This is a genomic window from Limisphaera ngatamarikiensis (assembly GCF_011044775.1).
In the GTDB taxonomy this organism is placed as follows: Bacteria; Verrucomicrobiota; Verrucomicrobiia; order Limisphaerales; family Limisphaeraceae; genus Limisphaera; species Limisphaera ngatamarikiensis.
Genome location: NZ_JAAKYA010000043.1, coordinates 59,845 through 85,212, shown reverse-complemented (window position 1 = coordinate 85,212; position 25,368 = coordinate 59,845). Strand labels below are relative to the sequence as shown.

Annotated in this window: 21 protein-coding genes and 1 riboswitch; of the genes, 10 read left to right on the top strand and 11 right to left on the bottom strand. The window is 64.5% G+C overall.

The window, feature by feature from the left end; translation table 11 throughout:
* The first annotated feature begins 123 nt into the window (after window positions 1-123).
* From G4L39_RS06735 to G4L39_RS06720, 4 genes are all read left to right on the top strand, one after another.
* Entirely contained in the window at window positions 124-1,323 is a 1,200-nt protein-coding gene (locus G4L39_RS06735) for an ATP-binding protein (protein WP_165106899.1), read from the top strand.
* A complete protein-coding gene (locus tag G4L39_RS06730; protein WP_165106897.1) occupies window positions 1,320-4,316 on the top strand; it encodes a DUF1156 domain-containing protein in 2,997 nt (998 codons plus the stop codon). The genes G4L39_RS06735 and G4L39_RS06730 overlap by 4 nt, the downstream gene beginning before the upstream one ends.
* Window positions 4,317-4,325: 9 nt before the next feature.
* The gene (locus G4L39_RS15775) at window positions 4,326-5,225 is read left to right on the top strand and encodes a DUF488 family protein (RefSeq protein ID WP_165106895.1); all 900 of its coding nucleotides are present in this window, start codon (window positions 4,326-4,328) and stop codon (window positions 5,223-5,225) included.
* A gap of 122 nt (window positions 5,226-5,347) precedes the next feature.
* On the top strand, window positions 5,348-8,239 hold the full coding sequence (locus tag G4L39_RS06720; RefSeq protein ID WP_165106894.1) for an ATP-binding protein: 2,892 nt from the start codon (window positions 5,348-5,350) through the stop codon (window positions 8,237-8,239).
* A gap of 457 nt (window positions 8,240-8,696) precedes the next feature.
* Here G4L39_RS06720 and G4L39_RS06715 read toward each other — a convergent pair whose 3' ends face one another.
* The 6 genes from G4L39_RS06715 to xylB all read right to left on the bottom strand — a co-directional run bounded on the left by G4L39_RS06715 (window position 8,697) and on the right by xylB (window position 16,580).
* Window positions 8,697-9,470 (bottom strand): helical backbone metal receptor, encoded by a 774-nt coding sequence (locus G4L39_RS06715; RefSeq protein ID WP_165106892.1) that lies wholly within the window; start codon window positions 9,468-9,470, stop codon window positions 8,697-8,699.
* 111 nt (window positions 9,471-9,581) lie between these two features.
* On the bottom strand, window positions 9,582-10,376 hold the full coding sequence (locus tag G4L39_RS06710; protein WP_165106891.1) for a prepilin-type N-terminal cleavage/methylation domain-containing protein: 795 nt from the start codon (window positions 10,374-10,376) through the stop codon (window positions 9,582-9,584).
* On the bottom strand, window positions 10,373-12,475 hold the full coding sequence (locus G4L39_RS06705) for a hypothetical protein (RefSeq protein ID WP_165106889.1): 2,103 nt from the start codon (window positions 12,473-12,475) through the stop codon (window positions 10,373-10,375). Before G4L39_RS06705 ends, G4L39_RS06710 begins: the two co-directional genes overlap by 4 nt.
* Window positions 12,472-13,149: a PEP-CTERM sorting domain-containing protein gene (locus tag G4L39_RS06700; RefSeq protein ID WP_165106888.1), complete on the bottom strand. Its 678-nt coding sequence runs from the start codon at window positions 13,147-13,149 to the stop codon at window positions 12,472-12,474. Before G4L39_RS06700 ends, G4L39_RS06705 begins: the two co-directional genes overlap by 4 nt.
* Before the next feature lie 275 nt (window positions 13,150-13,424).
* Window positions 13,425-13,593: riboswitch (cobalamin riboswitch) on the bottom strand.
* A 570-nt stretch (window positions 13,594-14,163) separates the two neighbouring features.
* Window positions 14,164-14,619: a rhodanese-like domain-containing protein gene (locus G4L39_RS06695; RefSeq protein ID WP_165106886.1), complete on the bottom strand. Its 456-nt coding sequence runs from the start codon at window positions 14,617-14,619 to the stop codon at window positions 14,164-14,166.
* Between the two features lie 428 nt (window positions 14,620-15,047).
* Entirely contained in the window at window positions 15,048-16,580 is a 1,533-nt protein-coding gene (xylB, locus tag G4L39_RS06690; protein ID WP_165106885.1) for a xylulokinase, read from the bottom strand.
* A 262-nt stretch (window positions 16,581-16,842) separates the two neighbouring features.
* On the opposite strand from xylB, the gene G4L39_RS06685 reads away from it, so the two are divergent.
* The gene (locus tag G4L39_RS06685) at window positions 16,843-17,481 is read left to right on the top strand and encodes a riboflavin synthase (protein WP_165106883.1); all 639 of its coding nucleotides are present in this window, start codon (window positions 16,843-16,845) and stop codon (window positions 17,479-17,481) included.
* 1,299 nt (window positions 17,482-18,780) lie between these two features.
* On the opposite strand, the gene G4L39_RS15770 is transcribed toward G4L39_RS06685, so the two are convergent.
* Both G4L39_RS15770 and G4L39_RS06675 read right to left on the bottom strand, forming a co-directional pair.
* A complete protein-coding gene (locus G4L39_RS15770) occupies window positions 18,781-19,539 on the bottom strand; it encodes an RHS repeat-associated core domain-containing protein (RefSeq protein WP_205880842.1) in 759 nt (252 codons plus the stop codon).
* A 265-nt stretch (window positions 19,540-19,804) separates the two neighbouring features.
* The gene (locus tag G4L39_RS06675) at window positions 19,805-20,065 is read right to left on the bottom strand and encodes a hypothetical protein (RefSeq protein WP_165106881.1); all 261 of its coding nucleotides are present in this window, start codon (window positions 20,063-20,065) and stop codon (window positions 19,805-19,807) included.
* 383 nt (window positions 20,066-20,448) lie between these two features.
* Here G4L39_RS06675 and G4L39_RS06670 point away from each other — a divergent pair, with 383 nt between their 5' ends.
* The 4 genes from G4L39_RS06670 (at window position 20,449) to G4L39_RS06655 (ending at window position 22,321) form a co-directional block, all read left to right on the top strand.
* Window positions 20,449-20,883 carry a hypothetical protein gene (locus tag G4L39_RS06670; RefSeq protein ID WP_165106880.1) on the top strand — a complete coding sequence of 145 codons (435 nt, stop codon included), beginning with the start codon at window positions 20,449-20,451 and terminating at the stop codon, window positions 20,881-20,883.
* Window positions 20,884-21,149: 266 nt separating this feature from the next.
* Window positions 21,150-21,338 (top strand): hypothetical protein, encoded by a 189-nt coding sequence (locus G4L39_RS06665; RefSeq protein WP_165106878.1) that lies wholly within the window; start codon window positions 21,150-21,152, stop codon window positions 21,336-21,338.
* Window positions 21,339-21,342: 4 nt separating this feature from the next.
* Window positions 21,343-21,552, top strand: a complete 210-nt coding sequence (locus G4L39_RS06660; RefSeq protein WP_165106876.1) for a hypothetical protein — start codon at window positions 21,343-21,345, stop codon at window positions 21,550-21,552.
* A 301-nt stretch (window positions 21,553-21,853) separates the two neighbouring features.
* Complete coding sequence (locus G4L39_RS06655; RefSeq protein WP_165106874.1) at window positions 21,854-22,321, top strand: hypothetical protein; 468 nt, start codon at window positions 21,854-21,856, stop codon at window positions 22,319-22,321.
* A gap of 15 nt (window positions 22,322-22,336) precedes the next feature.
* Here G4L39_RS06655 and G4L39_RS06650 read toward each other — a convergent pair whose 3' ends face one another.
* The 3 genes from G4L39_RS06650 to G4L39_RS06640 all read right to left on the bottom strand — a co-directional run bounded on the left by G4L39_RS06650 (window position 22,337) and on the right by G4L39_RS06640 (window position 23,901).
* Window positions 22,337-22,864, bottom strand: coding sequence for a CIA30 family protein (locus G4L39_RS06650; RefSeq protein ID WP_205880841.1), 528 nt, complete (start codon window positions 22,862-22,864; stop codon window positions 22,337-22,339).
* An 84-nt stretch (window positions 22,865-22,948) separates the two neighbouring features.
* Complete coding sequence (locus G4L39_RS06645) at window positions 22,949-23,440, bottom strand: TspO/MBR family protein (protein WP_165106873.1); 492 nt, start codon at window positions 23,438-23,440, stop codon at window positions 22,949-22,951.
* Window positions 23,437-23,901 (bottom strand): SRPBCC family protein, encoded by a 465-nt coding sequence (locus G4L39_RS06640; RefSeq protein WP_165106872.1) that lies wholly within the window; start codon window positions 23,899-23,901, stop codon window positions 23,437-23,439. The genes G4L39_RS06645 and G4L39_RS06640 overlap by 4 nt, the downstream gene beginning before the upstream one ends.
* Before the next feature lie 966 nt (window positions 23,902-24,867).
* Here G4L39_RS06640 and G4L39_RS06635 point away from each other — a divergent pair.
* A complete protein-coding gene (locus G4L39_RS06635) occupies window positions 24,868-25,299 on the top strand; it encodes a DUF6941 family protein (protein WP_165106871.1) in 432 nt (143 codons plus the stop codon).
* The last annotated feature ends 69 nt before the right edge of the window (window positions 25,300-25,368 follow it).

The window sequence follows — 25,368 nt, the reverse complement described above, 5'->3', positions numbered from 1 at the left end:
TGGGCGCACCGACCGGTCTTTCCGCAGACTGGCCGCCCTTCAAAAGGCAGGTCGAGAACGCCCGAGGGCGAGGCACACCCGAGACGTTGCCAAACCCCGCCCGCCGCCCCTTAATAGCGCCGTATGGATCCGGAACACAGTCCGTTCACTCCCGGACAGCCCGTGCCGATTGAGTTCTTCGTCGGCCGCGTCGGCGAAATCAACCAGCTGCGTTCGCTGGTGCGCGCCGCGTGCCGGGGCCAATTCCGCGTCGGTTTTGTCGCGGGAGAGCGGGGTATCGGCAAGAGTTCCCTTGTCTCGTTCTTGCGCCATTTGGTCGAGCGCGACGAAGGAGTCGCTGGAGCGCATGTGTTCCTGGGGGGCGTGGACACCCTGCCCGAAATGGTGCGGCGGACCTTTGACCGTCTCCTCAAGGACAGTCTCGAACGACCCTGGCATCAAAGAATCCGCGAGCTGTTTGGAAAACACGTCAGGCAAATCGGGCTGTTCGGCATCAGCGTCGAGCTGGAGTTGGCCGAGCCGGACCTTGGCAGCCTGGTCAATGGCTTCGCTCCCTCCCTCCGCCGGCTACTGGAACAGTTGCAGGGAGAACGAAAGGCGCTGCTCCTGATTCTGGACGACATCAACGGCCTGGCCCGCTCGGCCGAGTTCGCCAACTGGCTCAAAAGCATCGTGGACGAAGTGCCCACCTCCGGCGCCGGCCTGGCCGCCTGCCTGCTGTTGGTCGGGTTGGAGGAGCGCCGCCGCGAGCTGATTGGCCTGCAACCTTCCCTCGCCCGGGTGTTTGACCTGGTGGAAATCAAACCTTGGTCGAAGGAGGAAACCACGGACTTCTTCCGCAAAGCCTTCGGACAACGCAAAGTGGACGTGGAACAAACAGCCCTCGGAATTATGGTGCGTTTCTCCGGCGGTTTACCCGTGCTCGCCCACGAGATCGGCGACGCTGTGTGGCGCGTGGCCGCCGGCTCGCCCGTCAAGGAGCACGAGGCATCGAGGGGCGTCGTGGATGCAGCGGAAGTCATCGGGCGCAAGCTGCTCGAACCCCAGGTCCTCCAGGCCATCCGCAGCCAACGCTATCGCTCCATACTGCGCAAGCTCGCCGCCCACCCCCTCCGCCTGACCTTCCGCCGGGCCGACCTGCTCAAAGCCCTCTCCCCCGAGGAGAAAAAAGTCCTCGATAATTTCCTCACCCGGATGCGAAAACTGGGTGTGATCCTGCCAGACGCCGAAGGTGGTCCCGGGGCCTACCGCTTTTCCAATCAACTCCACGCCCTCTACTTCTACATCGAGGCCGAACGCGCCAAAAGGGAGGAACGTTCATGAAAGACCCCGACAAACGGCTCATCGAGGATTACCTGCCCATCCAGGCCATCAGCGCCGAGGCCTCGCGGGAGAAATCCGTCCGCAAAGGCCACATCTCCACCCTCCACCTCTGGTGGGCGCGCCGGCCGCTGGTGGCCTGCCGCGCCGCCGTCTATGCAGCCCTGGTGCCGGCCGCCCGGTTCGTCCCCGACAACGGGCCCGACAACAAAAAGCAAAGCCTCGGCCGCGCCAACGCCGCCAAATTCCTGGAGCGGCTCTGCCAATACCCGGGCTCGCCCCAGACCATCGCCGAGGCGCAGCGCCACATCCTCCAGGCCCATGCCGAACGGCTCTCCGCCCAGACCGGCAAACCCGTCACCGTGGAGGACATCCTCGAGGGCCGCGCGCCCAGACCGAAGGTGCTGGACATGTTCGCCGGCGGCGGCGCCATCCCACTCGAAGCCCTGCGCCTGGGCTGCGAGGCCTACGCCCTCGACCTCAACCCCGTCGCCCACATCATCGAACTCTGCACCCTCGTTTACCCCCAGAAATACGGCAAACCCGACCCCACCGCCCGCGGCCTGACCGGTCCCAAGAACGCCAACGGTGAGACCACCTGGGGCGGCTTGGCCAACGAGGTCCGTTACTGGGGCAACTGGGTGCTCCAGAAGGTCAAGGCCGAGATCGGCGACCTTTACCCGCCCATTCCCGATCCCGAGGCCGGGGCCACAGAATCACTCCGCCAGGCCGACATGTGGCAGGCCCGGGAAACCGTCCCGACCGGCTGTCTCGTGCCAGTGGCCTATCTCTGGACCCGCACTGTCCGCTGCAAAAACCCCAACTGCGGCGCCACCGTCCCGCTGGTCCGCCAGACCTGGCTCTGCAAAAAGAAAGACCGCTACGTCGCCCTGCGCATGATCGCGCCCAAAGGGCAAAAGCAGGTCCGGTTCGAGGTGGTGGAAAGTGCCTCCGAAAAGGGCCTCGGGTTCGACCCGGCCGGCTTCTCCAAGGGCGGCAACGCCACCTGCCCTTTCTGCGGGACGGTGGCCGACAGCGATTACGTCAAGGCCGAAGGCCGGGCCAAACGCATGGGCCAGCAGATGATGGCCATCGTCTGCACTCGGCCCGGCCGGCAGGGCAAGATCTACCTCTCAGCCGACGATTTCCCACAGTTCCGCCCGGACGACGAAGCCATCCGCAACCGCATCGAGGCCCTGTGCCGGCGTACGGGCCTGACGGTGCCGAGCGAGCCAGTCCCAAGCCTGGACTCCTTCACTTGCAAGACGCACCTCTACGGCCTCTGTACATGGGGCGACCTCTTCACCCCGCGCCAGATGCTCTGCCTGCTCACCTTCGCCGCGGCGGTGAGGCAGTGCGTGGGAGAGTTGGAGCGTGCGAGCGTGGAAAGTGAGCGGGCGAAGGCGGTGGCGACGTATTTGGCACTACTCGTAGATAGAATTGCCATGCTGAACTCATCGCTCTGTACTTGGCACGTGACCCGCGAAGTCATGGGCAACATGTTCGCACGCCAGGCTTTGCCGATGGTGTGGGACTTTGCTGAGCTAGCACCATTTGGCGGCGGGTCCGGATCAGGAGAAGGTGCGCTTGATTGGATCGTTGGTGTTGCTGAAACTCAAGCGAACAGCGGCCTTCCCGCCACCGTTACGCGCGGCACGGCGATGGCGCTTCCCTGGGGATCTGGTCAAGCTGGCAGCCTGACCCAGTTCGACGCCGTCGTCACGGATCCGCCCTACTACGATAATGTTTCCTACGCGAACTTGTCCGATTTCTTCTATGTCTGGCTCCGCCGCACCATTGGTGAGCTATATCTTGAGCACTTCGCGGCTGAAGCCACTCCCAAGAAGGGCGAGGCAGTAGCTGAAGCATCCAGGCACGGCGGCCGCAAGGAGAACGCGCGGCAGGCGTACGAGCAGATGATGGCCCGGTCGTTCGCCGAGGCGAACCGCGTGCTCAAGCCGGGCGGGCCGATGGTGGTCGTCTATGCGCACAAGACGACCCTCGGCTGGTCCACGCTTGTGGACGCGCTCCGGCGAGCCGGATTCATGGTCACAGAGGCGTGGCCGTTGGACACAGAGATGCAGGCGAGAGTCTTAGCGAAAGAGTCCGCTGCCCTTGCGTCGAGCATCTTCCTCGTCGCGCGCAAGCGGGAAGGCGCCCTCACCCCCGGCCCCTCTGCCAGAGGGAGAGGGGAGTTGGTCGGCTCCTACGAGGACCAGGTTCGCCCGGAGTTGGAACACATTGTCCGCGAACGGGTGGACACGCTCTGGAAGATGGGAATTGCGGGAGCGGACCTGGTGATTGCGGCCGTGGGCGCGGGTCTGCGGGCCTACACCCGGTTTGCCCGCGTCGAGTATGCCAACGGCGAGGAGGTCCCGGCGGACAGGTTTCTGGCCGAGGTGGAAGGCGTGGTGCTGGAGACGCTGCTGGAGAAGATCTTCGGCCTGCCGGGCAGCGGGGTGGCGGCGGTGGACGGTCCCAGCCGTTTCTACGTGCTCTGGCGTTACGCCTACAAGGCGGCCGAGCTGGACGCCGGCGAGGCCATCGTGTTCACTTACGGCCAGAACGTGGAGCTGGACGGGCCGAAGGGGTTGTCCACCGGACGGCACGCCCTGGTGGAAAAGAAAAAGGGTAAGTATCGGTTGCGCGACTTCACCGAACGGGGTCGGGATGAGAAACTGGGCCTGCCGGCGGACGACGGCACCCCGGCTCCGGTCATCGACACGCTCCACCGGATCCTGTGGCTTGTGGAGAACCAGACCCGGGCGCTGAACAAGTTCCTGGACGAGGCGCGGCCCGACCGGGAGCGGTTGCGCCTGGTGGCGCAAGCCCTGGCCGGCCGGGCGCTTTCCGGCGCGGTGGAAGACGAGCGCGGCGTCATCACCACGCCGGCCGAACAGGAGGCGTTGAAGAAGCTGCTGGCCAACTGGCGGACGCTGATTGACCAGCGCCTGGCGGCCGAGGAAGGAACGTTGTTCGATCTGGGGCGAAAATAGAATGAGGCCGTGCACGGGAAAAACCCCATGCTGACCGGGCAAAAAATAGTCTTGAGCCTCTTGGCCCGCGCCGGCCGGGCGCTCTCGCCGACGGTCTTTGTGAAGCTCATGTTTCTGCTGCGTCAGGAAACGGCGTTGAGAGACGACCCGGCTTTCTACGACTTCGTGCCATACCAATTTGGGCCGTTCTCCTTCACGCTTTACCGGGAGCTCGGCGGCCTGCGTCAGGCCGGGTGGGTGGCAGCCGATGACAGCCAAATTGCCCTGGCGGCCGGCGGTTGGGCCGGTGTGCGGGCACAGATCGAGTCGCTGCCTGAACACGTCCAGGCCGCGGTGGGCCAGATTCTGAGCCGATACGGCAGGATGGAGCCAGAGGCCCTGATCCGCGATGTTTACGCGCGCTACCCCTGGTATGCCACCAGGAGCGGGCGAAGCGATCTGTTGCCCAACCCTTTACCCGGGCCGAACCAGGCGCCACCGGCGGTCTATACCGCCGGTTACGAGGGCAAGTCCGTGGATGCCTTCCTGAATGATCTCCTGAAGAACGGCATCCAAGTGGTCATTGACGTCCGAGCGAACCCCGTCTCGCGGAAATACGGATTCTCCGGGGTGCGGCTGGGGGAAATCTGCAAGAAGCTGGGGCTGGAGTACCGCCACGAGCCTTCCTTGGGCATCCCGAGCGCCGAGCGGGTCGGCCTGGGCGGATTTGCGTCGTATCAACGTCTTCTCGAGCGATACGAACGGGTGACGCTGCCGGCACGTTCCGCTGACGTGCACCGGGTCGGACAGCTCATGCGGCAAAAAGCCTCGGTCCTGCTCTGTGTGGAACGGGATGTCCGGTGCTGCCATCGCAGCCGCCTGGCCAACGCTGTGGCCAAAGCAACCGGAATGGAGGTGATTCACCTGTGACACTGAGCACCCACCACCATCCGAAGAATTGGATCATCCTTGAGGTTTTGTACCCGAAGCTTCAGCGCTGGGGCCGGGAAAGCGATTCTGCCCGGGCGCAGTTGCCGATCTAAGCCACACCCATGAGCACACTTGCCCTTCGTCCCTGGACCGACCTGGTGAAGCTGCACCCGGATGTGGAAGCGGGCGCACTGACGGAAGCGGTTTTTGCCATTGATTTGGGGGCCATTGCGGCCGGAGATTCGAATGTGCCGGTGGTGTACCGTGACCCGGAGGAGTTTTTCCGGGCCACCTATCTGACGGCTGACCTGGCCAAATTACTCCAGGAGGTGCTGGCCTCGCTGGCGGGCACCACGGGCTACAATCGGGTCTTGAAGCTGCGCACGCCCTTCGGCGGAGGGAAATCCCATACGCTGGCGGCGTTGTTGCATGCCGCACGCCATCCCGACGTACTCGACGCGGTCCCCGAAGCACGGTCGTTTCCCAGGCCCAGGGACGTGGCCGTGGCCGTGTTCGACGGCGAAAAGTTCGATGCCCGGAACGGCAAGGAACTTCCAGACGGCCGAACGATCCGGACCATGTGGGGCTGGATCGCCTGGCAGATCGATCCGCAGCGTGCGTTTGCCCTGGTCGAGGGGCACGACCGCGACCGTGTGGCGCCGGGTGGGGACGTGATTCGGAAGATGCTGACCGAGGGCGCCGGCGGCCGACCTGTGCTGATCCTGTTGGACGAGGTCCTGAAATACATGGAACGCGCAGGGGCGGTGCAGGTCTCGGATTCCACCCTGCAGCGCCAGGCCAAGGACTTCTTTCAGAACCTGACCGTGGAAGTGGCCGGCAGCCGGAACGCTGCCCTGGTGTATTCCCTGACCTGGAGTGCCCGCGAGTCCCTGGGCAACGTCGGATTACTTTCGGAGATCGACAAATTGGCCGCCCGGGTCGACCAACTTCGGGAACCGGTCACGGGCGACGAGATTCTACCCATCCTGCAACGTCGGTTGCTGGCTGAGCCGCCCCGCCCGCAGGTGGCCTCGCAGGTGGCAGCAGCCTACGCGAAGCAGCTGACTCAAATGCGCATGGCCCGTGCCGAGAATCCCTCCGAGCAGCAGGAAGCCGAAGAACAGGGGCGTCACTGGCGCGAGCGCCTCCAGCGTTCCTACCCCTTCCACCCGGCCCTCGTGGACCTGATGCGGGAACGGTGGACGGCCGTGGACGCCTTCCAACGGACGAGAGGAGCCCTTCGGTTTCTGGCCTCCTGCATGTACTCACTCAAAAAGCAGGGGACTGCAGGACCGTTACTCGGCCCCGGTGACGTCCCGCTCCACGACCCCGAAGTCCGAATGAAAATGCTCAAAGAGCTCGGAGTCCAGAATGACTACGATCCGGTCATCCTCGCAGATATCCATGGCCCAAACGCACGGGCAAAAAGGATTGACGACCGGCTCAGCCGGGAACGACCGGAATTGGGGCGCGTCCGACCGGCCACGCGCCTGGCCACCGCCATCCTCCTCTACTCTTTTGGAGGTCTGAAACGGAATGCGACCGAGGGCTCGCAAACGTTGCCCCCGGGAGTGACCCAGGAAGAATTGCTCGAGGCATGTCTGGCGCCCGACCTGGACAACATCACCGCCACCTCCGTGCTCTCCGAACTGCGGAGCACGTGCCTGTATCTCCACCATGACGGTACCCGCTATTGCTTCAAAAAAGATCCCAACGTCACCAAGCTGATCGAGGACGCCGAGCAGGTGGTGGCACAGGAGGAAACCGATACCCCCGGGCACGGCCCCGTCCACGAAAGGCTCAAGGCCATGCTCGAAGCTCAGCTTGCGGGACATTGCGAAGTGGTTGTCTGGCCCGAGCGCAGCCTCGATATCCCGGACCAGCAGCCGCTATTCCTGGTTGCCTATCTGCCCCTGGAGTTCGCAGTGGAAAGCAGGGAGGAGCAGGAGCGAAGGGCGAGGGATTACTTCTCCAGGTGCGGCGACAAACCGAGACGCTACCGTAACGGCCTGGGCCTGGCCATCCCGGACAAAAAACAGATCGAAGGGCTTCGCCGTGCAGTGCGCTACTTGTTGGCCATTGAGCGGGTGGAGGGTCGGAAACAACAACTGCGCCTGACCCCTGACCAACTGGACCAGCTCAACGAAAGAAAGCGAACAGAACAGGCGGCGGCCACGGCGGCTTTACGGGATTTGTATGCGGCCGTGTGGTTGCCACGAATGGAAGGTGGCCAAATCGAGATCGAGCGGGTGGAACGCAGTGGGCGCCCCCTGCAGGCCACAGGGGTTCACGAGAGGATCATGGAACTCCTGATCCGCGATCGCATTCCCCGCGTTTACGAAAGCGTTACACCGCACAAGATCATCGAGCGGGTCAGACTCGGCGAACCGGTCGCCCAGGATCAACCCCCGGTGCTGGGCATCCCGACGGCTGAAGTGCTGGAGTCGTTCTTCCGAGACCTGGCACCGCCCCGAATCACCTCGGCCGACGTCCTCCGCAAGGCCATTGTGCGCGGAGTGTCCGAAGGGATATTTGGCTATGCAAGCGGCGGTATACCAACTTTGGGAGCGGACGGCAAATTCCAAATTGCACCCGACAAGGTCACCCTGGGCAGGCAGTTGCGTGAGGACGAAATTGACCTCGAGAGTGGTTTTCTCATGGTCCCCGCCGCTGTGCCGCACCCCTCGACGCCAAGCCCCCGACAGGATGGCGCCACAGGTGCCGGGCCCCAACCTCAGATTCTGAGCGAACCGCCCGGAGGAGGACCGCCCGGAGGACAAATCGCCACGACACGAAAAACCCATTACCGCACCCGCTTCAAGGCCACAAGAGATCAGCTTTTCAAAATCTTTCGCCCCCTGAGCGAGCTGGCCGACAAATCAGACGAGCGTATGGTAACGGTCAGCGTGGAGGCGATTTCTTCGGACGGATTCGACCCGGTGTGGCTCCGCAACGCAGTCGAGGAACCTTTGGACGAGGCCGGCGTCCAGCGCAGCCCCGACTTCCAGTCGTAAGGCGGATGCTCCCGGAATCACCCCGGGAACACCACGCTGCCGACCTGGTTCCAAGGCTTACGCTGACAAGGCCCACTTGTGACGGACGGAGAGCGGCAGCACCGCGCCACTTGACGCACCGGTCCGGCGCACGAGGGGCAACCCCCGACCCGGATACGGCTTTGTCCCCAGAATTGGGGACTACCGGAGCCGCAAGGACCGGCTACATTGGAACCGGAAATTGACGATGCAAAAAGGCAGACCGTGTGCAAGACGTTGAGGGCGTAAAGCTGCCGCGCCGCATCGCAAAGCGAGACAATTTCAGTGCTTTGGGTCTCCCGAGGGGCCGGACCAAATCAAGGTCCGGCCCTTCGGTTTTCCAACCCGTTTCGAACCGCCCCCACCCGGTCGCCCGCAAAACATGCCGGCCAAAGCCATCCGCCAACCAACCCCCACCGGGCCGTCCCACCCACGCCCATCACGCGGCCACCGACTCCAGAATCCACCGCAACAGTTCGTACCCCTCCACAAGCCGAAACCCCGGCTGTAAAAACAGTTCGGGTTTCACCGGAAACACGGCACCGTGTCGCACCGCCGAGATGTTCTCCCAGCCCGGTCGCGATACGATCTGCTCCACCACGGTCGGTTTGCCGCACCAACAGGCCAGAATCACTTCCGGATCCGCCTCTCGAACCTGGTCGGGAGTCACCACCCGATCGGCCGCACGCGCGCGCACGCCCAACTTCGCAAAAACATCCTCACCCCCGGCGCGTTCAATCATGTCGCTGATCCAACCAATGCCGGTGATCATCGGGTTGTCCCATTCCTCGAAGTACACCCGCACCCGCCGCCGTAACGGGGACCGCGGCGCCAGCCGCCGCGCAAATTCCTCCAGCCACATTGCGGCTCCGGGGGGATTGCCCACCAGCCGGGACAACATCGCCAGCGACAGCTCCACCTCCGCCAAGCTCCGGGGATTGGTCACAAACACGGTGCAGCCGGCCGATACCAGCCGCGACGCCAACCCGGCCTGCACATCCGAAAACAGAATCACCAGGTCCGGCCGCAGCGCCAACACCTTCTCCACCTGAACGGCGGCAAACCCGCCCACCGTGGGCACCGGCGGCAGCTCCTGCCCGGGCTCAAAGTGCCGCGTCACGCCCACCACCTGCTTCCACGCCCCAATCCGCGCCAACCAGTCCGCCGATTCCGCGCTCAGGCATACGATCCGTTGAGGGATGCCCGTGTTCATTGGCCTTGACCCCGAAACCGAGCCCCACCCCCGGGCTCGTGTTTGCTTGCCCGACCTGTTCTGCCGCTGCGGATCCATGGGAGTGGCCCACCCGTGGCGCCGCCCGCCCGGTCACTCCAGGTCGTACAGCGAATTGTCCGCCGACAAAAAGCCCGTGCCCGCGGCGACACGCGCCGCCCCGTCCGCGTTTTCCACAAACCGCTGTTTCAGGGCTTCTCCGTGCCCGTCCACAAACGCCGCCAGGGTGCGGCCACCATGGCGAAACCCTTGCGTCCCCGCCCAACGCCCGCGAAAGGATGCATCCCCCGGATTGGGCCACGGCGCCCGCATGAACTTGTTGGCGCCCCCGCCATATTGGCCGTCGCCAAACATCACCGTGCCGGCCGGATGCCGCACCGCCCCCAGCCGCGCCGGTTCGGGTATGGACTCGAACTGGCCGTGGCCCAGGTAGCTGGTGTTGTAGTTGTAACCCGTGTAAGGGTCGACGGCCCAGTTGGCCGGGCCCCGATACTCCGGACATTGGTGCACCGCCGGAGCGGTTGTGCCCTGCCACAATGTCCCGGGCAACACCTGCGCCGGATCTCCCTCCACGGTCGTGAAATCCCACGCCCGCAGATACCGTACCCCATCACGCACTTCGTATCCGTACGCGGGCACAAACCAACCGCCGGAGTCGTCCAGGTACAGCTGCATCGCCACTGCCAGTTGCCGCAGCTGCCCGGCGCACCGGGCCTGCCGACCCGCCACTTTGGCACGCACCAACGCCGGCAGCAGCAGCCCGGCCAGCAGCCCCACAATCCCCAACACCAGCAGCAGTTCCACCAGCGTAAAGCCGGCTGCCCGACCGCGCGCCCACGCGGACGACCCCACCCGGCCCCTGCGCCAAATCCATCTCACAATCTTCATGGCCGCTCCAACCGCACCCGATAGAAGACCGGACCGGGCCGGTCCAGGGTCCGGCGCCACTCCAATTCCACCGGCTCCGAGGGCCACACCGTATCCACCTCCGACCAGCCGACCCCGTCGAGGCTTTCCTCCAACACATGCCGCCAACCCGCCACGCCGCGACAGCTCAGCCGCAATTCCCGTCCCAAACGCACCGCCACCAAAACCGGCCGCTCAATCCGACTCACCCACACACCCCACGAGGACCCGTGAGCGCTGACCCGGATCCCGGCCGGGTCCGCCACCCAATCAAACGACTGCCGAACCCAGACACCGTCCCTCCAACACCAAACATCCAGGTCCGACCCGTCCCCCTCGTACGTGGCGGGGAGTTTGACCCGCAACTCCCAGTGCGCGTTGGTCCCGGGCCCGTCCCAGGCCGGCTCCAGTTCCGCCTCCACCCCGATCAACCCGCAGCCCGGCGCTGCCGGCGGCCGGTTCGTCGGACCCAACCCGTCCACGCGCGTCCAGGTTGGCCCCGGCAGATCGTGCACCCGCACTTGAACCGCTCCCGCCTCCCAACCCGCCGGATCCACAAACCATAACCCGTCTTCTCCGGGCCCTGGAGCCGGCGGCAGTAACAACCAGGATTCCCCAAAATTCGCCATCCGCACCGCCGCCACCGCATCCACCTCACCCCACGCGCGGTCCGGGTCCAATCCCTCAATCTTCACGTACCGCACCACGTCGAAACCCGATTCCGTCAGGTCAAACCCCGTGCCGCCGCCGGACCCGCCGTACCACGACAACACCTCACTCGCCCGCCACGGCCCGTCCGCCAGCCACTCCAGCAGCCGCGGATGCACCGGCCGCGTGAAATCGGTGGGTTCTTCCGACCAGCGACCCGCCGCCGCATCCCACAAGAATCCCAACGTGGGATACGCCGTGTCGGCAAACGGCCCGGTCTCGTACCGGTACCAGGGCCACGTGTCCGGGTCCGTCTCCACCTCGCCCGGGCGCCCCGTGTAACCAGGGCTCACGGAAACCACCATGGGTTCCTCAAACAACGCCCGACCCAACCACACCGAAGTCGGATCCACCTCATCCCCCATGGGCACTCCCGTCACAAAGAACGCGTTGCCAAACACCACGAAATCCACACCGTAAGGGTGGGCTGGGTGATTGGTGACCGGCCGACTCAGTGCCACGACAACCCGGCTGCCCGGGCCGAGCGTGACCAGCACATTGGATCCCGTCTCGGACGATTTGTAAAACGGCGCCTCCCACAAACTGGACCGGCGCATGGCCGCCCGGCCGGACCCGGCCGCCCAGGGATCATAAAACCATCGCGACGGACTCCCCAACAGCGCTGCAGGATCGTCGTAAGGCGGCGTGCCCAAGGTACCCTTCACCTGCACCACTGCGGTCGCAAACGGGCGCTCCGGCGGCCCGGCTGCGCGGATGTCATTCGGCGGCCGCGCTTCTGCAAAATCCCCCTGTGTTAGGGCCAGCCACGCACCGTCTTGCAGTTCCGCCGCGGCCCAGGCAGCGTCCACATGCACCCAATCCGAGGACGCAGGGGCTGCAAGCCATCCGCCGGTTTCCCCCGGCTCACGCCACGCCTGCCAACCGCGGCCACCGCCTGCGTCGGCAAACCAGTCGCCCGGCTCCAGCGACGTCAGATTCGTCCGCTCCCCGGGCGCCAACATCAGCAATCCTCCCCCAAACGCCTCGGGCAACCAGACCCTGCCCGCGCCGCGCAAGCCAAAGCGTTCGTTCCCGTTGGCGTCGAAGCCCAGCCCGAACAACGCGGTGCCGTTCGTCTCGCCGGCCGACACGACGCCGAACAACCGCGGGTCCGCAGCCAATACGCTCCGGACCATGTCCCACACGGTGGCGCGTCCGTTCCATCGGTAACCCCACGCACGCGCCCGCCAACCGACCCGGTGATCTCCGCAAACAACCGGATCGGCGGGCACGGGCCATACGATCACCAGTCCGGCCCGGTTCGTGCCCGCGCCCGCCCAGCATGCCAGCTCGTCCAGTGAAAGAGCCGAAGCCGTCGTGCCGACCGCCCCAACAAACGTCCACGCCAGCGCATGAGACCAGGCACGTTTCATGACCGGGTTCGGCCCCGCAGACCAATCCACCCCGCCAATCCCATCAATACCAAAGCCACCGTACCCGGCTCGGGCACCGGCGCCGGTACCGGCACCCCCGGAGGCTGCGCACTAAATCCGGGCGCAAAACGCCAACCGTCCCATGCCCCGGAAACCAACGCCCGGCTTGCCACCCCCACCGACGACGAGGTCCACGTGGTCCCGCCATCCGACGACAGGTAATAGGCCCAGTAACCCGTGTTCCATCCCTCACGCCAATGGTCGCCCGCATCGGTGGCAGCCCGGGCATCATTGGGACTCAGCGACAGTGCCACACCCTGCGCATCAAACCCCGGGTCGGGTGACACCCCAAACACCCCGTTGCCATTGCGATCATACCCCAACCCATACACCGCCGTGCCCCAACCGTATTGACCCAGGTGCGCAAACAGGCGCGAGTCCGCCCGCACCACCGCCAACAACATGTCCAACCCGGTGGCGTCGCCGTCCCATTGATAGCCCCAGACCAGCGACTCGGGCCCCAAACCGTCCGCCCAATCAATCACCAACGCGGCCTGGTTGGTGCCACTGCCAACCCAGAACTCAATGTCCGCAAACGTGGCAGCCGGCGCACGACCCGACCCAAGGGCCACCACCAAACCAAGGCCCATCCAACCCAGCACACTCCGTTTCATGACGTACCGATCCTCCTCTCCTGCCCAGGATGACCCGCGCCCCGGACACGCGGTTCTTGATTTGTCCCGGGACGAGACCAGGCCGGATCAGGCGCCAACCGGTTTCGGCTCCGGGTTGCCGAAACAAAAACGCCTTCCTCCGGCAAAACACGAAGGAAGGCGTTTTCGCAAAAATCCGGTTTCCCCGACACAATCCGCACCCACGGCGTGCCGGTTTCGGACTGGCCTCATCCTTCTCTTTTGCGGAGAAGTGGGCATCGCCTCCGGGGCGACGCCCTGACGAGCACAAGCCAATCGGTCTCCTGACTCCGGGCTCCAAACCTTACTCCCGCCTTCCCACGCCTTGCGGCGCAGTGGCCTCTGGGAGCTCGTCACCCGTTACAGTGGCGCAACCGTCCCCGATTCGCACGGGGTTCCCGTCACATTGGCTTGTGAAGGTCCTTGTTCAGCCGGTCCCTCGGACCGGCCACTCCTCTCTCAAAGAGCGCCGCCATTCCTAGAACGCCCCCGCCCGACTGTCAAGCATCACACCAACGCCGCAAACCGCCCCTGCAAACCGCACTGCTGCCACCTGCTACTCCACACAAACCACCCCCACCAACCCCGCCGGCATCACCCGGGGAAAGTCTGCGGCCCGAGCCTCGGCATCATAACCGAGGTCACATCGGCTGAAGCCCGGGTGTCACCGCGGCAAATGGGAAGAAGTCAGAGGACAAGACACCCTCGGCCCACTTGCTTGATCGTTGAGTCACCTCCCACTCCCGGGTCCGCCCGGTCTCTGGCGGCCCACTTTCCTCCGTGCATCTGCCTCTGTGCCTCTGGAGTGCATCAACGGGCAGGGCGGAGCGTGCACCATACGGGTCGGGCACAACAGTCGCGTTGGGGTTGCGAATTCCGATGGGCTTTTCGCGCCGGCTGGATTTGGGAACGGCTTTGGACCGCCACCCGATGGGACCGCCCCCCCCGGCAAGATCAGCGAGGTCACAAAGCAGACCGGATGCCGCCTGTTCGGGTTCAGCGGGGCCGAGACGTGGATTCGCCGGCAGCCGGCCGCGAGGGCCGTTCGGTGTCGGAGGTGTCAGTTCTGGCCGATTCGACCAAACTGCGGGCACGATCCAGGCCGCCCAGGCTCCAGACATTCGTGTAACCGATCTGTTTCAGTTCCTGTTCCGCCAGGCTGCTTCGCCGACCGCTGCGACAATACAGCAACAAGGGCCGCTGCTTGTCGGGAAACACCTGCGGTGCGCGGGCCCGAATCTGGTCCAACGGCACATTGGTCGCTCCGGAGACATGCCCCTGACGATATTCCTCCGGGGTGCGCACGTCCACCACCTGCGCACCGGCCTTCAGATGCGCCCGGACCTGCTCCGGGGTCAGCCCCGCTGCCACAGCGGATCGCCGCAACCAGATCACAGCCACCACGATGGCCAGGATCACCCCCAACCATGACCCCACCGAAGCATCATTCATACGCCCTTTCACATCAGCAAATTTGCACGGAACCGCCACCTCGACAACCGGGCGCGGTTACGTCTCTCCGCAAATGGAGCCGGGGCCGGGGCCGGAGGTTACAACCGGCCCCGCGGCCCCGGCTCCGATCCACATCGGTTCCGCCGTTCCCCCTGAAACTTTGCCCCAATGCGCCAGGGGATCGTCACGAATCCTGCAGGGTCATACGGGTGGTTCCGGGCCCCGGGCTTTGGTGGGAGCTTGAACGCGGCCCGGCGGTGAGGAACCGGTGCCGAGGTTGTCTGCGGAAGTCATCGCCGTGCCGGGACCGGGAAACCGGAGGCAACAGCCCCGTATCACTCCTCGAGCGGGGGTAGCCCTCCCGACGCGTGAGTTCAAAGCCACCGGCAGGGACCGCGGCCGCCCACCATTGGCAAGGTCCCAACGTTTCAGCCGTGACGCAGCACGAACTGGCGGTGTTGCGGGAAAAGGGGTCGCAGTCGGCGCGACAGTTCATCCTGCAGGGCCTGCAGTTCCCGATACACCGCCACGGCTTCCGGCCGGGGCCGCGTGGTTTCTGCGGGGTTTATTTTCACGAAGGCATCGGTGATTTCGTGGATGGCCACCTTCTCACCTTTTTGCAACCGCCAGCACCACAGGGCCTGCAGGGCCGCGCCATAGGCAGCCCCCTCGGAGACCTTCAAAGTCACCACTTCGGCGTTGAACACATCCGCCATGATCTGTCGCCAGAGGCGCGATTTGGATCCGCCCCCGGTGGCCCGGATCTGGTCGGCCCGCACTCCGAGCCGCACCAGCCGTTGCAGTCCGTAGTTCATGCCCAGTGTCACGCCTTCCATGGCAGCCCGACAATAGTGGCTGGCGCTGAACGTTCGCGGGTTGATGCCGATCATCACGCCCGTGCCGTCGGGCACGTTGGGCGTGCGTTCGCCTTCGAGGTAGGGCAGCAGCAGCAGACCATGCGCACCGGGCGGGACCTGGGCGGCCTTTTTTTCGAACTGGGCGTGGGTGTACCCGAAGTCCTGCCGCATCATCTCGGTGGCCACGGTCACATTCATGGTGCAGAGCAGGGGCAACCATCGATTGGTTGAATCGCAGAAAGCGGCTATTTCACCGGCGGGATCCACCACGGGCTTTTCCGAGCAGGCGTAAATGGTGCCACTGGTGCCGAAGCTGGCGGTGACGATGCCCGGACGGGTGTTTCCGGTGCCGATGGCGCCCATCATGTTGTCGCCCCCGCCGGCGCTCACGAGGACACCCGGCTCCAGCCCCAACTGCCGCGCGGCCTCCGGCCGCAATCGGCCGGCCGGCTGGTCGCTGGGGATCAAGGGCGGCAGCTTGTCCATCAACTCCGGATCAATGGCACGGATGGTCGCCTCGCACCACCGGCGTTTCCGGATGTCCATCAAGGCCGTGCCGCTGGCGTCGCCGTACTCCATCACCCGTTCGCCGGTGAGCCAGAAGTTGAGGTAGTCATGGGGCAACAGCACCGTGGCCAGCCGCGCATAGTTTTCCGGTTCATGCTTCTTCAGCCACAGGATCTTGGACGCGGTGAAGCCCGGCAGCACGGCGATGCCCTGCAAGCGAAGGGTGGCTTTGAATCCGCCCAGGGCCGCCATGATTTCCTCGCACTCGGCCGCGGTGGAGGTGTCACACCACAACTTGGCCGGGCGGATTACCTCGCCGTTTTTGTCCAGGGGCACAAACCCGTGCTGCTGACCCGAGACTCCGATGGCGACCACCTCGGAAGGTCGCGCCCCGGCGGCCCGCAGGGCGGCGCGCACCGCCTTGATGGTGGCGTCCCGCCATGTGTGCGGATGTTGTTCCTTGGCTCCGGGCGGGAGGTTGGGGATGAGATCGTAGGCCTGGGCGGCCGCACCCAGCACGCGGCCGCTGCGAGCATCCACCACCAACGCTTTGGTGGACTGGGTTCCGCTGTCGATGCCGATCAGGAGAGAGCGCATGCCCACGTCATAACCGGCCGGCTCTTCCGATTCACGTCATTTTTTGATCCCTCGACCCCCCGGGCTGCGGCCGCGCCTGCGGCGTGGGCCGGCCACCAAGGTCATCTCTTGTTCCCTCCCCGGCCGCCCACACGGCATCCCGGGCGCACCTGATGCAATCCAGCAGGGACGTTCGGCCCGCGCGAGGGTCTCGAAGCGTCGCGGGTCCCCGTTGACAAGGCGGGGCTTGCATGGTGGGCGGTTGAGTTCCCACCATGCCTGCATGTTTACGGGCATCGTCGAGGAAGCGGGGGAAGTGGTGGAAATCCAGCCCGGCGCCAGGGCCATCGAACTGACCGTCCGGGCTCGAAAGACCGGCCGGGGGTTGAAAGTGGGGGGCAGCCTGGCCGTGAACGGTTGTTGCCTGACCGCCGTGCAGGTCCGGAAACGTGCCGGGTCCACGCTGGTGCGGTTCGACCTTTTGCGGGAGACGTGGGAACGAACCAACTTCCAGTATCTCCAGCCCGGCAGCCTGGTGAACCTGGAACGGCCGCTGCGTGCCGGGGGCGAGTTCGGGGGACATTTCGTCACCGGCCACATCGACGGCGTGGGCCGGATCACCCGATGGGAACGAGCCGGGCAGGATCATGTGCTGGACATTGCCGCCCCGCCGGAGGTGATGCGGTACATTGTGTACAAGGGGTCCGTCGCCGTGGACGGAATCAGCCTCACGGTCGCGGGGGTGAACCGGCGCGGTTTTCGGATCTGGATCATTCCCCACACCTATGAGGTGACGAACCTGCGCACACGCAGGGTGGGTGATGTGGTGAACCTGGAGGCGGATCTGCTGGGCAAGTACGTGGAGAAATTTCTTCGGGCGCGAGGCACCGCGCGTTCCACCACGGAGGCACGCAGCGATTAAACCCCGGAGACACAGAGGGCACAGAGGTTGGAAACGGAGAGGGCTTCGGGGAGGGCCAGCCGGCGGGCTCCAAGGGAAGTCCGCTTCGGATTTGCCGTTGCACCAGGCGCCCTGAGGGACCCACGGCCCTTGGCTTGCCTGCGCGGGCGCCTGCTTGCCGACGTCCGCCACGCGGTCCCTCTGCTGTCCGGTGTTCCGGGGCGCGCTAAGAGCTGGCACCACTGCAGAAGGGCCATCGCCCCCGGTGCCCGGCATTCTTCGGACCGCGGGGACGCGGCACATCCCGACCTGACGGAGTTCGCGGAGGGCCTTGCGATTCGGCAAAAATCCGGGGGGCGTACCGTCCCCGCTCCCGGCCGGACGCAGATCGCAACCACGCGGTCCCTCGCGGACGGGCCGATGTCGCAGCATGCCCTAAGTTGGGTGCCACACCGGGAGGGGGCACGGTCCCCAGTGCCCGCCCATGCGGCGGCTCACGCCGCTCCACAGGGTCGCCGTCCTCGGCGACTGAACATATTGGGCCGGTGATCGCCCGCCGGGAGGGGCACAGGCCTCTGCGCCCCATATTCTTGCTGGCCGTGGGGACGCGGTCCCTCCCGGCCTGGCAAATGCGCCAGGGTGCCTTGATTTGGCAATGGCGGGGGAGGGCACGGTCCCCCGTGCCGCATGCTTCCACGGACCGTGACGAGAGGGTGTCTCCCTTGGCTGCACCGCCGCACCCTCATCGCTGGCACGCCCATCGTCCGTATGCTCACGATCGTCAGGTGCATCTCGTTCTACACGCGCACTTGCCCTTGTTCTTTTCCACGGGCGCATCGGACCCTTGCAGGTCAGGAGGCCCGCTCGCCAATGCCTCTAATCCCGTCCCACATTGAGTGCACAGGGCCAACTTTCACACCTGACCGGGATGTATTCTCTACATGTTGGTGTTGCTCGGCTGCTGAGGCGTTTTCCTACCCCCTTTCCCCTTAAGACGCCACAACCTTCCACCCAATAACCACGCCGACCACACAACCAGGACGGGAGCCAATACGTTTGCAACCATACAATAATACCCGACCGGGGTGGGAATCGCATAGCATGTCCATTGGCCATCTTCGTTGACAAACATCACTAATGGCATTGGTATGCCCTGTACCCCGGAACGCTCGCTTAATGGAAATACATGGAGAACCCCGTATTGGATGCCGACAGCAACGGCGCATACAGTTAGGAGGACAAACAGCAGTAGCTTTCCGCGAGACTTTTGTGCACGAAGCGTCCGCACCACGCGCACGCCACACACTATTACTGCAGCAATCACCAGGGTAGGGACAATAAGACCCAACATAGGCTACAACTTGTATGTACGTCACTGACATGCGAGGCCACAATCCCGCACCGCCTGCCTCGCGCAGGTACTACACACGTATGTTGGAACGTTGTACCGCCGATCAGGTTTTCCATCTGAATGCAGTCCATGATCTCTTCATCAGATGCGCTCGTGCCTGGTTTGCCCGCGCCCGACCCATGCTTCAGAGCTGTACCATTGTTGTTGCAGGGACCACATACCAATCGATTGCAATGCTTCTCAGGCGTCGTGACTTCGCGCCCACTGAATCGCCGGCCCCACAGGTGAGGCGGCCCCGGGCAAGGCTCCTGCGCAGACTTGTAATGCTGAACGTGCGTTCGGAAACCACTACACGTGCTTATCACACGCGTACAGAGCCGTTCAAGGAACTTCTTGTCGCTGCCATCGACGACCCGCCTCCACAAGGCGAATTCTTCCGGATCATGAGTTTGCGGCGGTTGCGGCAAAGGAGGCTGCGGTGGTGGAAACGGAGGTGATCCGGGACCAGCCCGGGGCCAACCTGGCGGCGCAAACTGCAATCCCAAATAATCGGTGGTCCCAACCGCTTGATTCACGCAGAATGCAAACAGGTTCGCTCTACCCTGCTCCTCAATCGGATCCCGGCTCAACCACCTTCCCAGGGCGGGACTGTGGGCGCGGTATTCGTACAGCACCAGGCCTGTGCCGTCCTCCGTCCGCTTCGTGCTGTTGGTCCAGACGCGGCGCACCTGCCGTGCCCGACCCCCAACGGATCGTACGTCCAGTCCACCCGACGCCGATCCACATTGCCCCAGCTCATCAGGCGCACCAGCCGGTTCTCAGCATCCCAACTGTACATCCACCGACCATCCCGGACAAGATTCCGGTCCAGGTCGTGGACGAGCAGCTCCGGCGCTTGCACCACCAACGCCGGGCGCACGTCGCGCTACTTTCACCCTCCTGCTGGGAACAACAGTTTCTTTAAGGTGAATCGCGCCTTTACGCCCGTCCGGCTCATGGCCCGGTGTACACCAGCCACACGCCGCCCAGCATCACCAGCACACCACACACAATCTTGAGTATCGTCAACCCTTTTGATTGCTCGTTCCAGTCGAGCAGCTTTTGCACCAATTCGGCGGATGTGCCTGCAGCGACAATCACCGCGCAGTGCCCGACGCCGTAGGCCAGCAGGAGCAGCGCGCCGTAAACCACGTTGGTGGCCGCCAGCTTGATCGTCAGCGGCAGCCGGGGCGCCAGGCGGGTACACTTGCACACCCCGGGCGTGACGCCAAAACACCACGCCAGGCACGAACGTGGCGTTTATTGTGAGAAGGAATCACGCAACTCCTCGCTTCCCGGTGTCTCGTGGCACCCGAGGCGCAGCGGCACCGCATCATTTAACGCATCAGCTTCCCGAAGCGGGTCCGGGAAATCGACCGCAGGCCGTCAGAGGGTCGGTGGCTTATTTGCTGGTCGGGCTCAATAAACGAACATCGGTCAGCGCGCGACGTTTTTGTTTGACAGCTCTAGACGCCAAGCCACAGTTGTATCCGAGCGATATGGCGACTGCATTCCACGATCCAATGGTGCTCAGGTAAATGCCGGGCCACTCGTATACGATGACGCCGATACTTGCGAATATCATATTCCCCGCGTTCATGGCGCCGTTTATTTGGCCGCTGCTGTTTCCGGTTGCCGGCATTGCAGCCCTCGTTACCGAGTTTCTTTGCTACCGACGATTGAGCACTCATCCAACGCGCCCGGGTTTTGGTGACGTGCTGGGCGCGAACATCCTTTCGGGGGGTGTCGGCTTCCTGATCAGCCTTGTTCTGCCTTCGGGCCTCGTTCCGAAGATCTTGCCGAGTGGTACACGGACAGTCGGCCCGGGCCCGTATTTCGAGACCTACGTCGTCATGGCCTACGTTCTGGCGTGCGTTCTCAGCATTTTCATTGAGGGTTGGTTCCTTCGATGGAGCATGCGGAAGGAGCCGGAACCTGTTCGGGGGATTTACCGCATGTCAGCCATTGCCAACATCGCCAGCTACATCGTGCTCCTTGTTGTGGCCCGGGCATGGCGTGCGTGGTTCTGGTGATCATTACGCTGCCCGATCACGCGCTGCATGGAATGCGGCCCTTGCAGCGGGATTGCAAGCGGGCCTCCTTGTGTGCCCGGGGGCCGAGCCCGGGTCGTTAGCACACACGCACAACGTCGGCCTTCCAACCGGGGAACGACAGGTGGTCCCCGATTCTGCAGCTTGCCTGGACAAGCGCAGCCGACACTGGCGCGTGTTGCGCTGGTTGATTGTCGGTTGTCTTGTCCCCCGGATTGGTTGTTCTGCTGGCTGTCGACCGCTTGTGCGTGAAAATGCGCACCACGCTGGAGCTCCCGCCCGCGGTGATCGAGAACTTCGATAGCTCGCTGCAGTGGGTCGTTTCACAGGGACACGCCCGGGTTGCTGCACTGCGAGTGGGGATGTATTGGGTGATCAAGGCGCTCATGACCTGCGGTATGGGCACCGCCCTGTTCGTGTACGCCGTTTCCCACTGAAGCCGTGACCGATACGACCGCCTGGTTGCCCGGCGCCTTCGATCCATGGTTGCTGACGAAGCGGGTGAGAAGCATGACGGCCAACCGGATTGCTGGAGCGGGCAATCGCTTCAATGCGCACCCGGAGATCAAGGGTTACGAAGAGGCGCTTTGGTTGTTGAGCGGGGCGGATGTTGGCGCGGTGAGGGCGTCGGTCGCCGGGTTCCATCGGTAGACTTCTTTGGACGTGTTTGCGAACGTGGAACTTTCACATGCGACCGCAACGCGCCGGGCTGAGGTGCTCCACTGCGGGTTTACGAGAGGCCGTCAGCCCGGCGCTCAGTCGGCCAAGGGGCGCAATGGCGAATTGGCAGCGCTCCATGGACGTTTTTGTGTCCCGGCACAGAGGGACCGACGGTTCGGGACATTCGAATCCCGATGGAGGTTGGCGCGAGCGACTGGACGCTTCCCGTCGAGTTCCAGGACGGCAGAGTTGCTGCGACTCGCGCCGCACGGCGGACGGGCCACCACAAACAATGGACCGAAAGACAGGCAAAAAGACGCAGGCCAACCTGCCCTCATGCCCGCTCCAAAGGGTTGGTCGTCAGGTACGCCACCTGCGTCAGCGCTTGGACTGGCCGCGGGTGCGTCGGATGGTGATGTGGCTGGAAGGGCTCTGGGGGGTGCGGTCGTCGCCCGGGGAGCAGCGGCTCAAGGCCCGGCCGCAGACCGGGCAGCCCCGGGGCGGGAGATTGGCGGCAGGTTTGGACCGGGCGGCGCGCCGGAGCGTCTGGCGCTGGAGGCTCTCTCTTGATGTCGTGGAAAACCTGGGTTTCAAGGTGGCCGAGGTTTTGATTGGCGGCATCGAGGAAGCCGGCGCTCCGGGCGTTCGGCGCGACGGCCGGGCGGGCGGTCGCCAGGGCCGGGTGTTCGGCGGGCGTGCCCAACCCGGCGCTTGCGCCGGCCGTGCAACCACGGCCCGGCCGGGGAAGCCGCCGCGGTGACAAGGACGTTCATGCTCATTCGCCTGCGCTGGCTGACGCTTTAATCCACGCCACTTCCAGTTGGAAAGGACCCTCCTGCTTGTCGGAAATCAAGAATCCCACCGAGGCCACTTTGGCGGGGTTCAGCGGCGGCGCGTCGGTCAAAACCCGTCCGCGAAAGGTCGGGATGAAGTCTTTGAACGGCAGCCGGTGCTCCTCCCACTCGCCGCGTTTCGTGGTGAAGTCGCATTGGTAAAGCGGCGTGTCGAAACCCGTCCCGGTTCGCACGGTGAATTTGTAGCGGCGACCATCGCCGCGCACCCGGATCACGAAGGCATCGAAGCCGCTGAGGCTCTGGCGGATCGGCGAGGAGCGGACCGAGGCAAAACCACCGTTGTTTTCCAGCGATAAGACGCCGCTGAACACCGCGCCATGGGGAAGAACTTCAAAGCGGCTGGTGGACACGCCGCCCATGACATCGTCGTTGACGACCTGCCACCCGGGTGAATTCGTGGAGGTCGTGAAGTCGAAAAGGATGATCTCGGAAGCGGCATCCGCGTTCATGGTACCAATCACAAGGGTCAATGCGAGCGTGGTGATCTGCCGGAGAGAGGTTGCAGAGTGCGTGGTCATTTGAAAGTGGAAAGGTCAGGAGTTCAAGCGCCAGAGCGTGAAATTCAATACCGCCGCAAAACCGACCCACGTCAGATAGGGCACGAGCAGCCACGCGGCGACGCGGCTGACCGGACGAAACGCGGCGATCGTCGCCGCAATTGCCAGCCAAAGCAGCACGATTTCGGCGAAGGCCACGCCGGTCCAATGCAGCCCGAAGAACAGCGGCGTCCACGCAGCGTTGAGTGCCAGCTGCACGAGGAAGAGTGCGAGCGGCCGGCGCTGTGCCGCGAACCCGCCGCGCTTCCACACCAGCCAGGCCGCCACCGCCATCATCGTGTAGAGCGCCGTCCACACCGGTCCGAACACCCGGGCCGGCGGATTCCACGACGGTTTCTTCAGTCCGGCATACCATTCGCCCGGCATGAACAAACCGCCGAATGACGCGGCGGCAAAACAGAGCAACACCCAGCCGGCCAGCGCGAGGTAAGGCCGCGGAGCACGAGTGGTGGGGTTTGAAGTTGTCATACGGGAGTTGGCTGCGTTGCCGGGGAGCGTCCGCGCAAGGCTTCGGAACGAAACCGGAAGCTCCGCTCGATGCTCGGCCGCCCCGGCCGGCGCTGAACCGGCCAATCCAACGGCACAGCGTGGCGCACGTGGTTGCGGGCGGGCGTGCCGCCGTGGCGCACCTCGAAAGTGTGTTCGTGAATCGATTGCCGATAAGGGCCACGAATTGGTTCGTCCATGAATCGATGCGGCGGCTGCCAGACGTTGACGCGGGTGCACCGGTGCAACGGCAGACCGTGCACACGCAGCCGGTCATTCATCAGCGTGCCGGTTTTCATCTCGGTGGGCAACGGCGAGGCGATGTAAACATGCAGCCGCGGCGGCGTGAGCGCGTCGAGGTTGGCCGCGTCGGCGAAAAAGCGGAAGAATGGCTCCGGGGGCAGCCGGAGTTCGGGATGAAACTCGTGCAATCGCGAGATCAACTCACCAGCACGTCGTCTGGCTGGAAGCGAGGGCCGCACACCACCCACGCCGCGCTTCGAACCGGCAGAACACACCGCCCGGCGCCAATCCCGGGCCGGCCAGACAGTGGGGATGCCGGGCCGCGACGGGTCGTCTGCCGCAACCTGCGTGGGTCCGAAGCGAAACTCGACACGGTGTCTTCCCGGAGAAACACGCAAATGCCGGTCCCGGTCTTTCCTCAAGGGTTGTCCGGCGCCATCGATGAACACGGTCTCGATCGTGGTCGATCGCTCGGTGCGAGCCTCGGTAACCGCAGAAGGCACGGGCTGCCCGGCCGTCGCAAGCCGGAACGCCGGGCACAACGGGGAAACGGCCCATGGGGACTTCCAGTTCAGGTCGTCCATGCGGGTTGAACGGGGAAGATTTGCAGGTCCGGTCTGCTTGAAGTGCCGGGCAGTGGTCAGCAATTTGATCACTCGTCGCAATGGCGAGCCCGGCCGGTGAGGTCGCGGACACCGCTCCACGAATAACGCACCCGGCCATCCATGCAGCAAACCAGCCGGTTCGCAGCATCTCGACTCTACACCCATCGACCGTCCCGGACAACATTTCCGACCGGGGTCGTAGCTGATCCGTTCCGGCGTCTGTACCAGCACTGCCGGGTGCAGGTCGCTCTGCGCGCCGCCCCCCACGAGGGTGCGGAGTGGAGGAACACCGGTGACACAAAGGGTTCGGAGGTCGGACATGGAGAGGGGGTTTGGAGCGGAGGGCGGTTGGATTCTGCGGGGCGGGTTGTGAGGGGACGGAGCCGCCGGGGGAGCGAGGTTCATGGTGCCCGTGGTTTTGCGGAGTCAGGGGAGGCGGTCCTTTCGGGCCGGGTGGGTGTCACGAGGGGCCCTTGGGGAATGGTGGCGGTGCGCGGGGGTTCAGGGGGTGCGGCAAGGTGTGACTGGTGCGGGTCGGGGGCGGGTTGTAGACTCGGGGGCATGAACGTGCAGGTGGCCGTCCTGTGCGATGCCGCCACGGATGATCGCGGCAAGTTGAATTTGCTGGGTGCATTCGACACGATTTGTGCGCCGCGGATGCCGGCGGTGCACCCGCAATGTGCGGTGGCGTTGCGTTTGACGTTCACCACGGCGGACGAGGGGGTGCATCGGTTGCAGTTGCAGTTGATGGACGCGGACGGGCGGCCGATTGTGCCGCCTTTGGAGATCGGGTTTGAGATCTACCTGCCGGAGGAGACGCATTTTGCGACGCGGAATTTCATTTTCAACATGCAGCAGGTGTCGTTTCCGGCGCCGGGGTTGTATGCGGTGGACATTCGGATGGACGGCGAGCCGCTGGTGAGCATTCCGTTGCAGGTGCGGAAACTGGCGGCGGGTGAGGATGCGGACCCGGGCGAGGGCCCGTCGTCGTGATCCGGGCGTCCCGCGGGATGGGGCGGGGCTGCCGGGATGGATTCGGGGGCGGGTGTGGACGGCGGGTTG

What these genes read in the sequence shown, in the direction of transcription:
- G4L39_RS06655 (WP_165106874.1), top strand. Translation starts at nt 21,854, where the DNA reads ATGGACCGAAAGACAGGCAAAAAGACGCAGGCCAACCTGCCCTCATGC.
- G4L39_RS06735 (WP_165106899.1), top strand. Translation starts at nt 124, where the DNA reads ATGGATCCGGAACACAGTCCGTTCACTCCCGGACAGCCCGTGCCGATT.
- G4L39_RS06695 (WP_165106886.1), bottom strand. Translation starts at nt 14,619, where the DNA reads ATGAATGATGCTTCGGTGGGGTCATGGTTGGGGGTGATCCTGGCCATC.
- G4L39_RS06685 (WP_165106883.1), top strand. Translation starts at nt 16,843, where the DNA reads ATGTTTACGGGCATCGTCGAGGAAGCGGGGGAAGTGGTGGAAATCCAG.
- G4L39_RS06700 (WP_165106888.1), bottom strand. Translation starts at nt 13,149, where the DNA reads ATGAAACGGAGTGTGCTGGGTTGGATGGGCCTTGGTTTGGTGGTGGCC.
- G4L39_RS06635 (WP_165106871.1), top strand. Translation starts at nt 24,868, where the DNA reads ATGAACGTGCAGGTGGCCGTCCTGTGCGATGCCGCCACGGATGATCGC.
- G4L39_RS06715 (WP_165106892.1), bottom strand. Translation starts at nt 9,470, where the DNA reads ATGAACACGGGCATCCCTCAACGGATCGTATGCCTGAGCGCGGAATCG.
- G4L39_RS06710 (WP_165106891.1), bottom strand. Translation starts at nt 10,376, where the DNA reads ATGAAGATTGTGAGATGGATTTGGCGCAGGGGCCGGGTGGGGTCGTCC.
- G4L39_RS06645 (WP_165106873.1), bottom strand. Translation starts at nt 23,440, where the DNA reads ATGACAACTTCAAACCCCACCACTCGTGCTCCGCGGCCTTACCTCGCG.
- G4L39_RS06670 (WP_165106880.1), top strand. Translation starts at nt 20,449, where the DNA reads ATGGCGCCGTTTATTTGGCCGCTGCTGTTTCCGGTTGCCGGCATTGCA.
- xylB (WP_165106885.1), bottom strand. Translation starts at nt 16,580, where the DNA reads ATGCGCTCTCTCCTGATCGGCATCGACAGCGGAACCCAGTCCACCAAA.
- G4L39_RS06705 (WP_165106889.1), bottom strand. Translation starts at nt 12,475, where the DNA reads ATGAAACGTGCCTGGTCTCATGCGCTGGCGTGGACGTTTGTTGGGGCG.
- G4L39_RS06730 (WP_165106897.1), top strand. Translation starts at nt 1,320, where the DNA reads ATGAAAGACCCCGACAAACGGCTCATCGAGGATTACCTGCCCATCCAG.
- G4L39_RS06650 (WP_205880841.1), bottom strand. Translation starts at nt 22,864, where the DNA reads ATGAACGCGGATGCCGCTTCCGAGATCATCCTTTTCGACTTCACGACC.
- G4L39_RS06720 (WP_165106894.1), top strand. Translation starts at nt 5,348, where the DNA reads ATGAGCACACTTGCCCTTCGTCCCTGGACCGACCTGGTGAAGCTGCAC.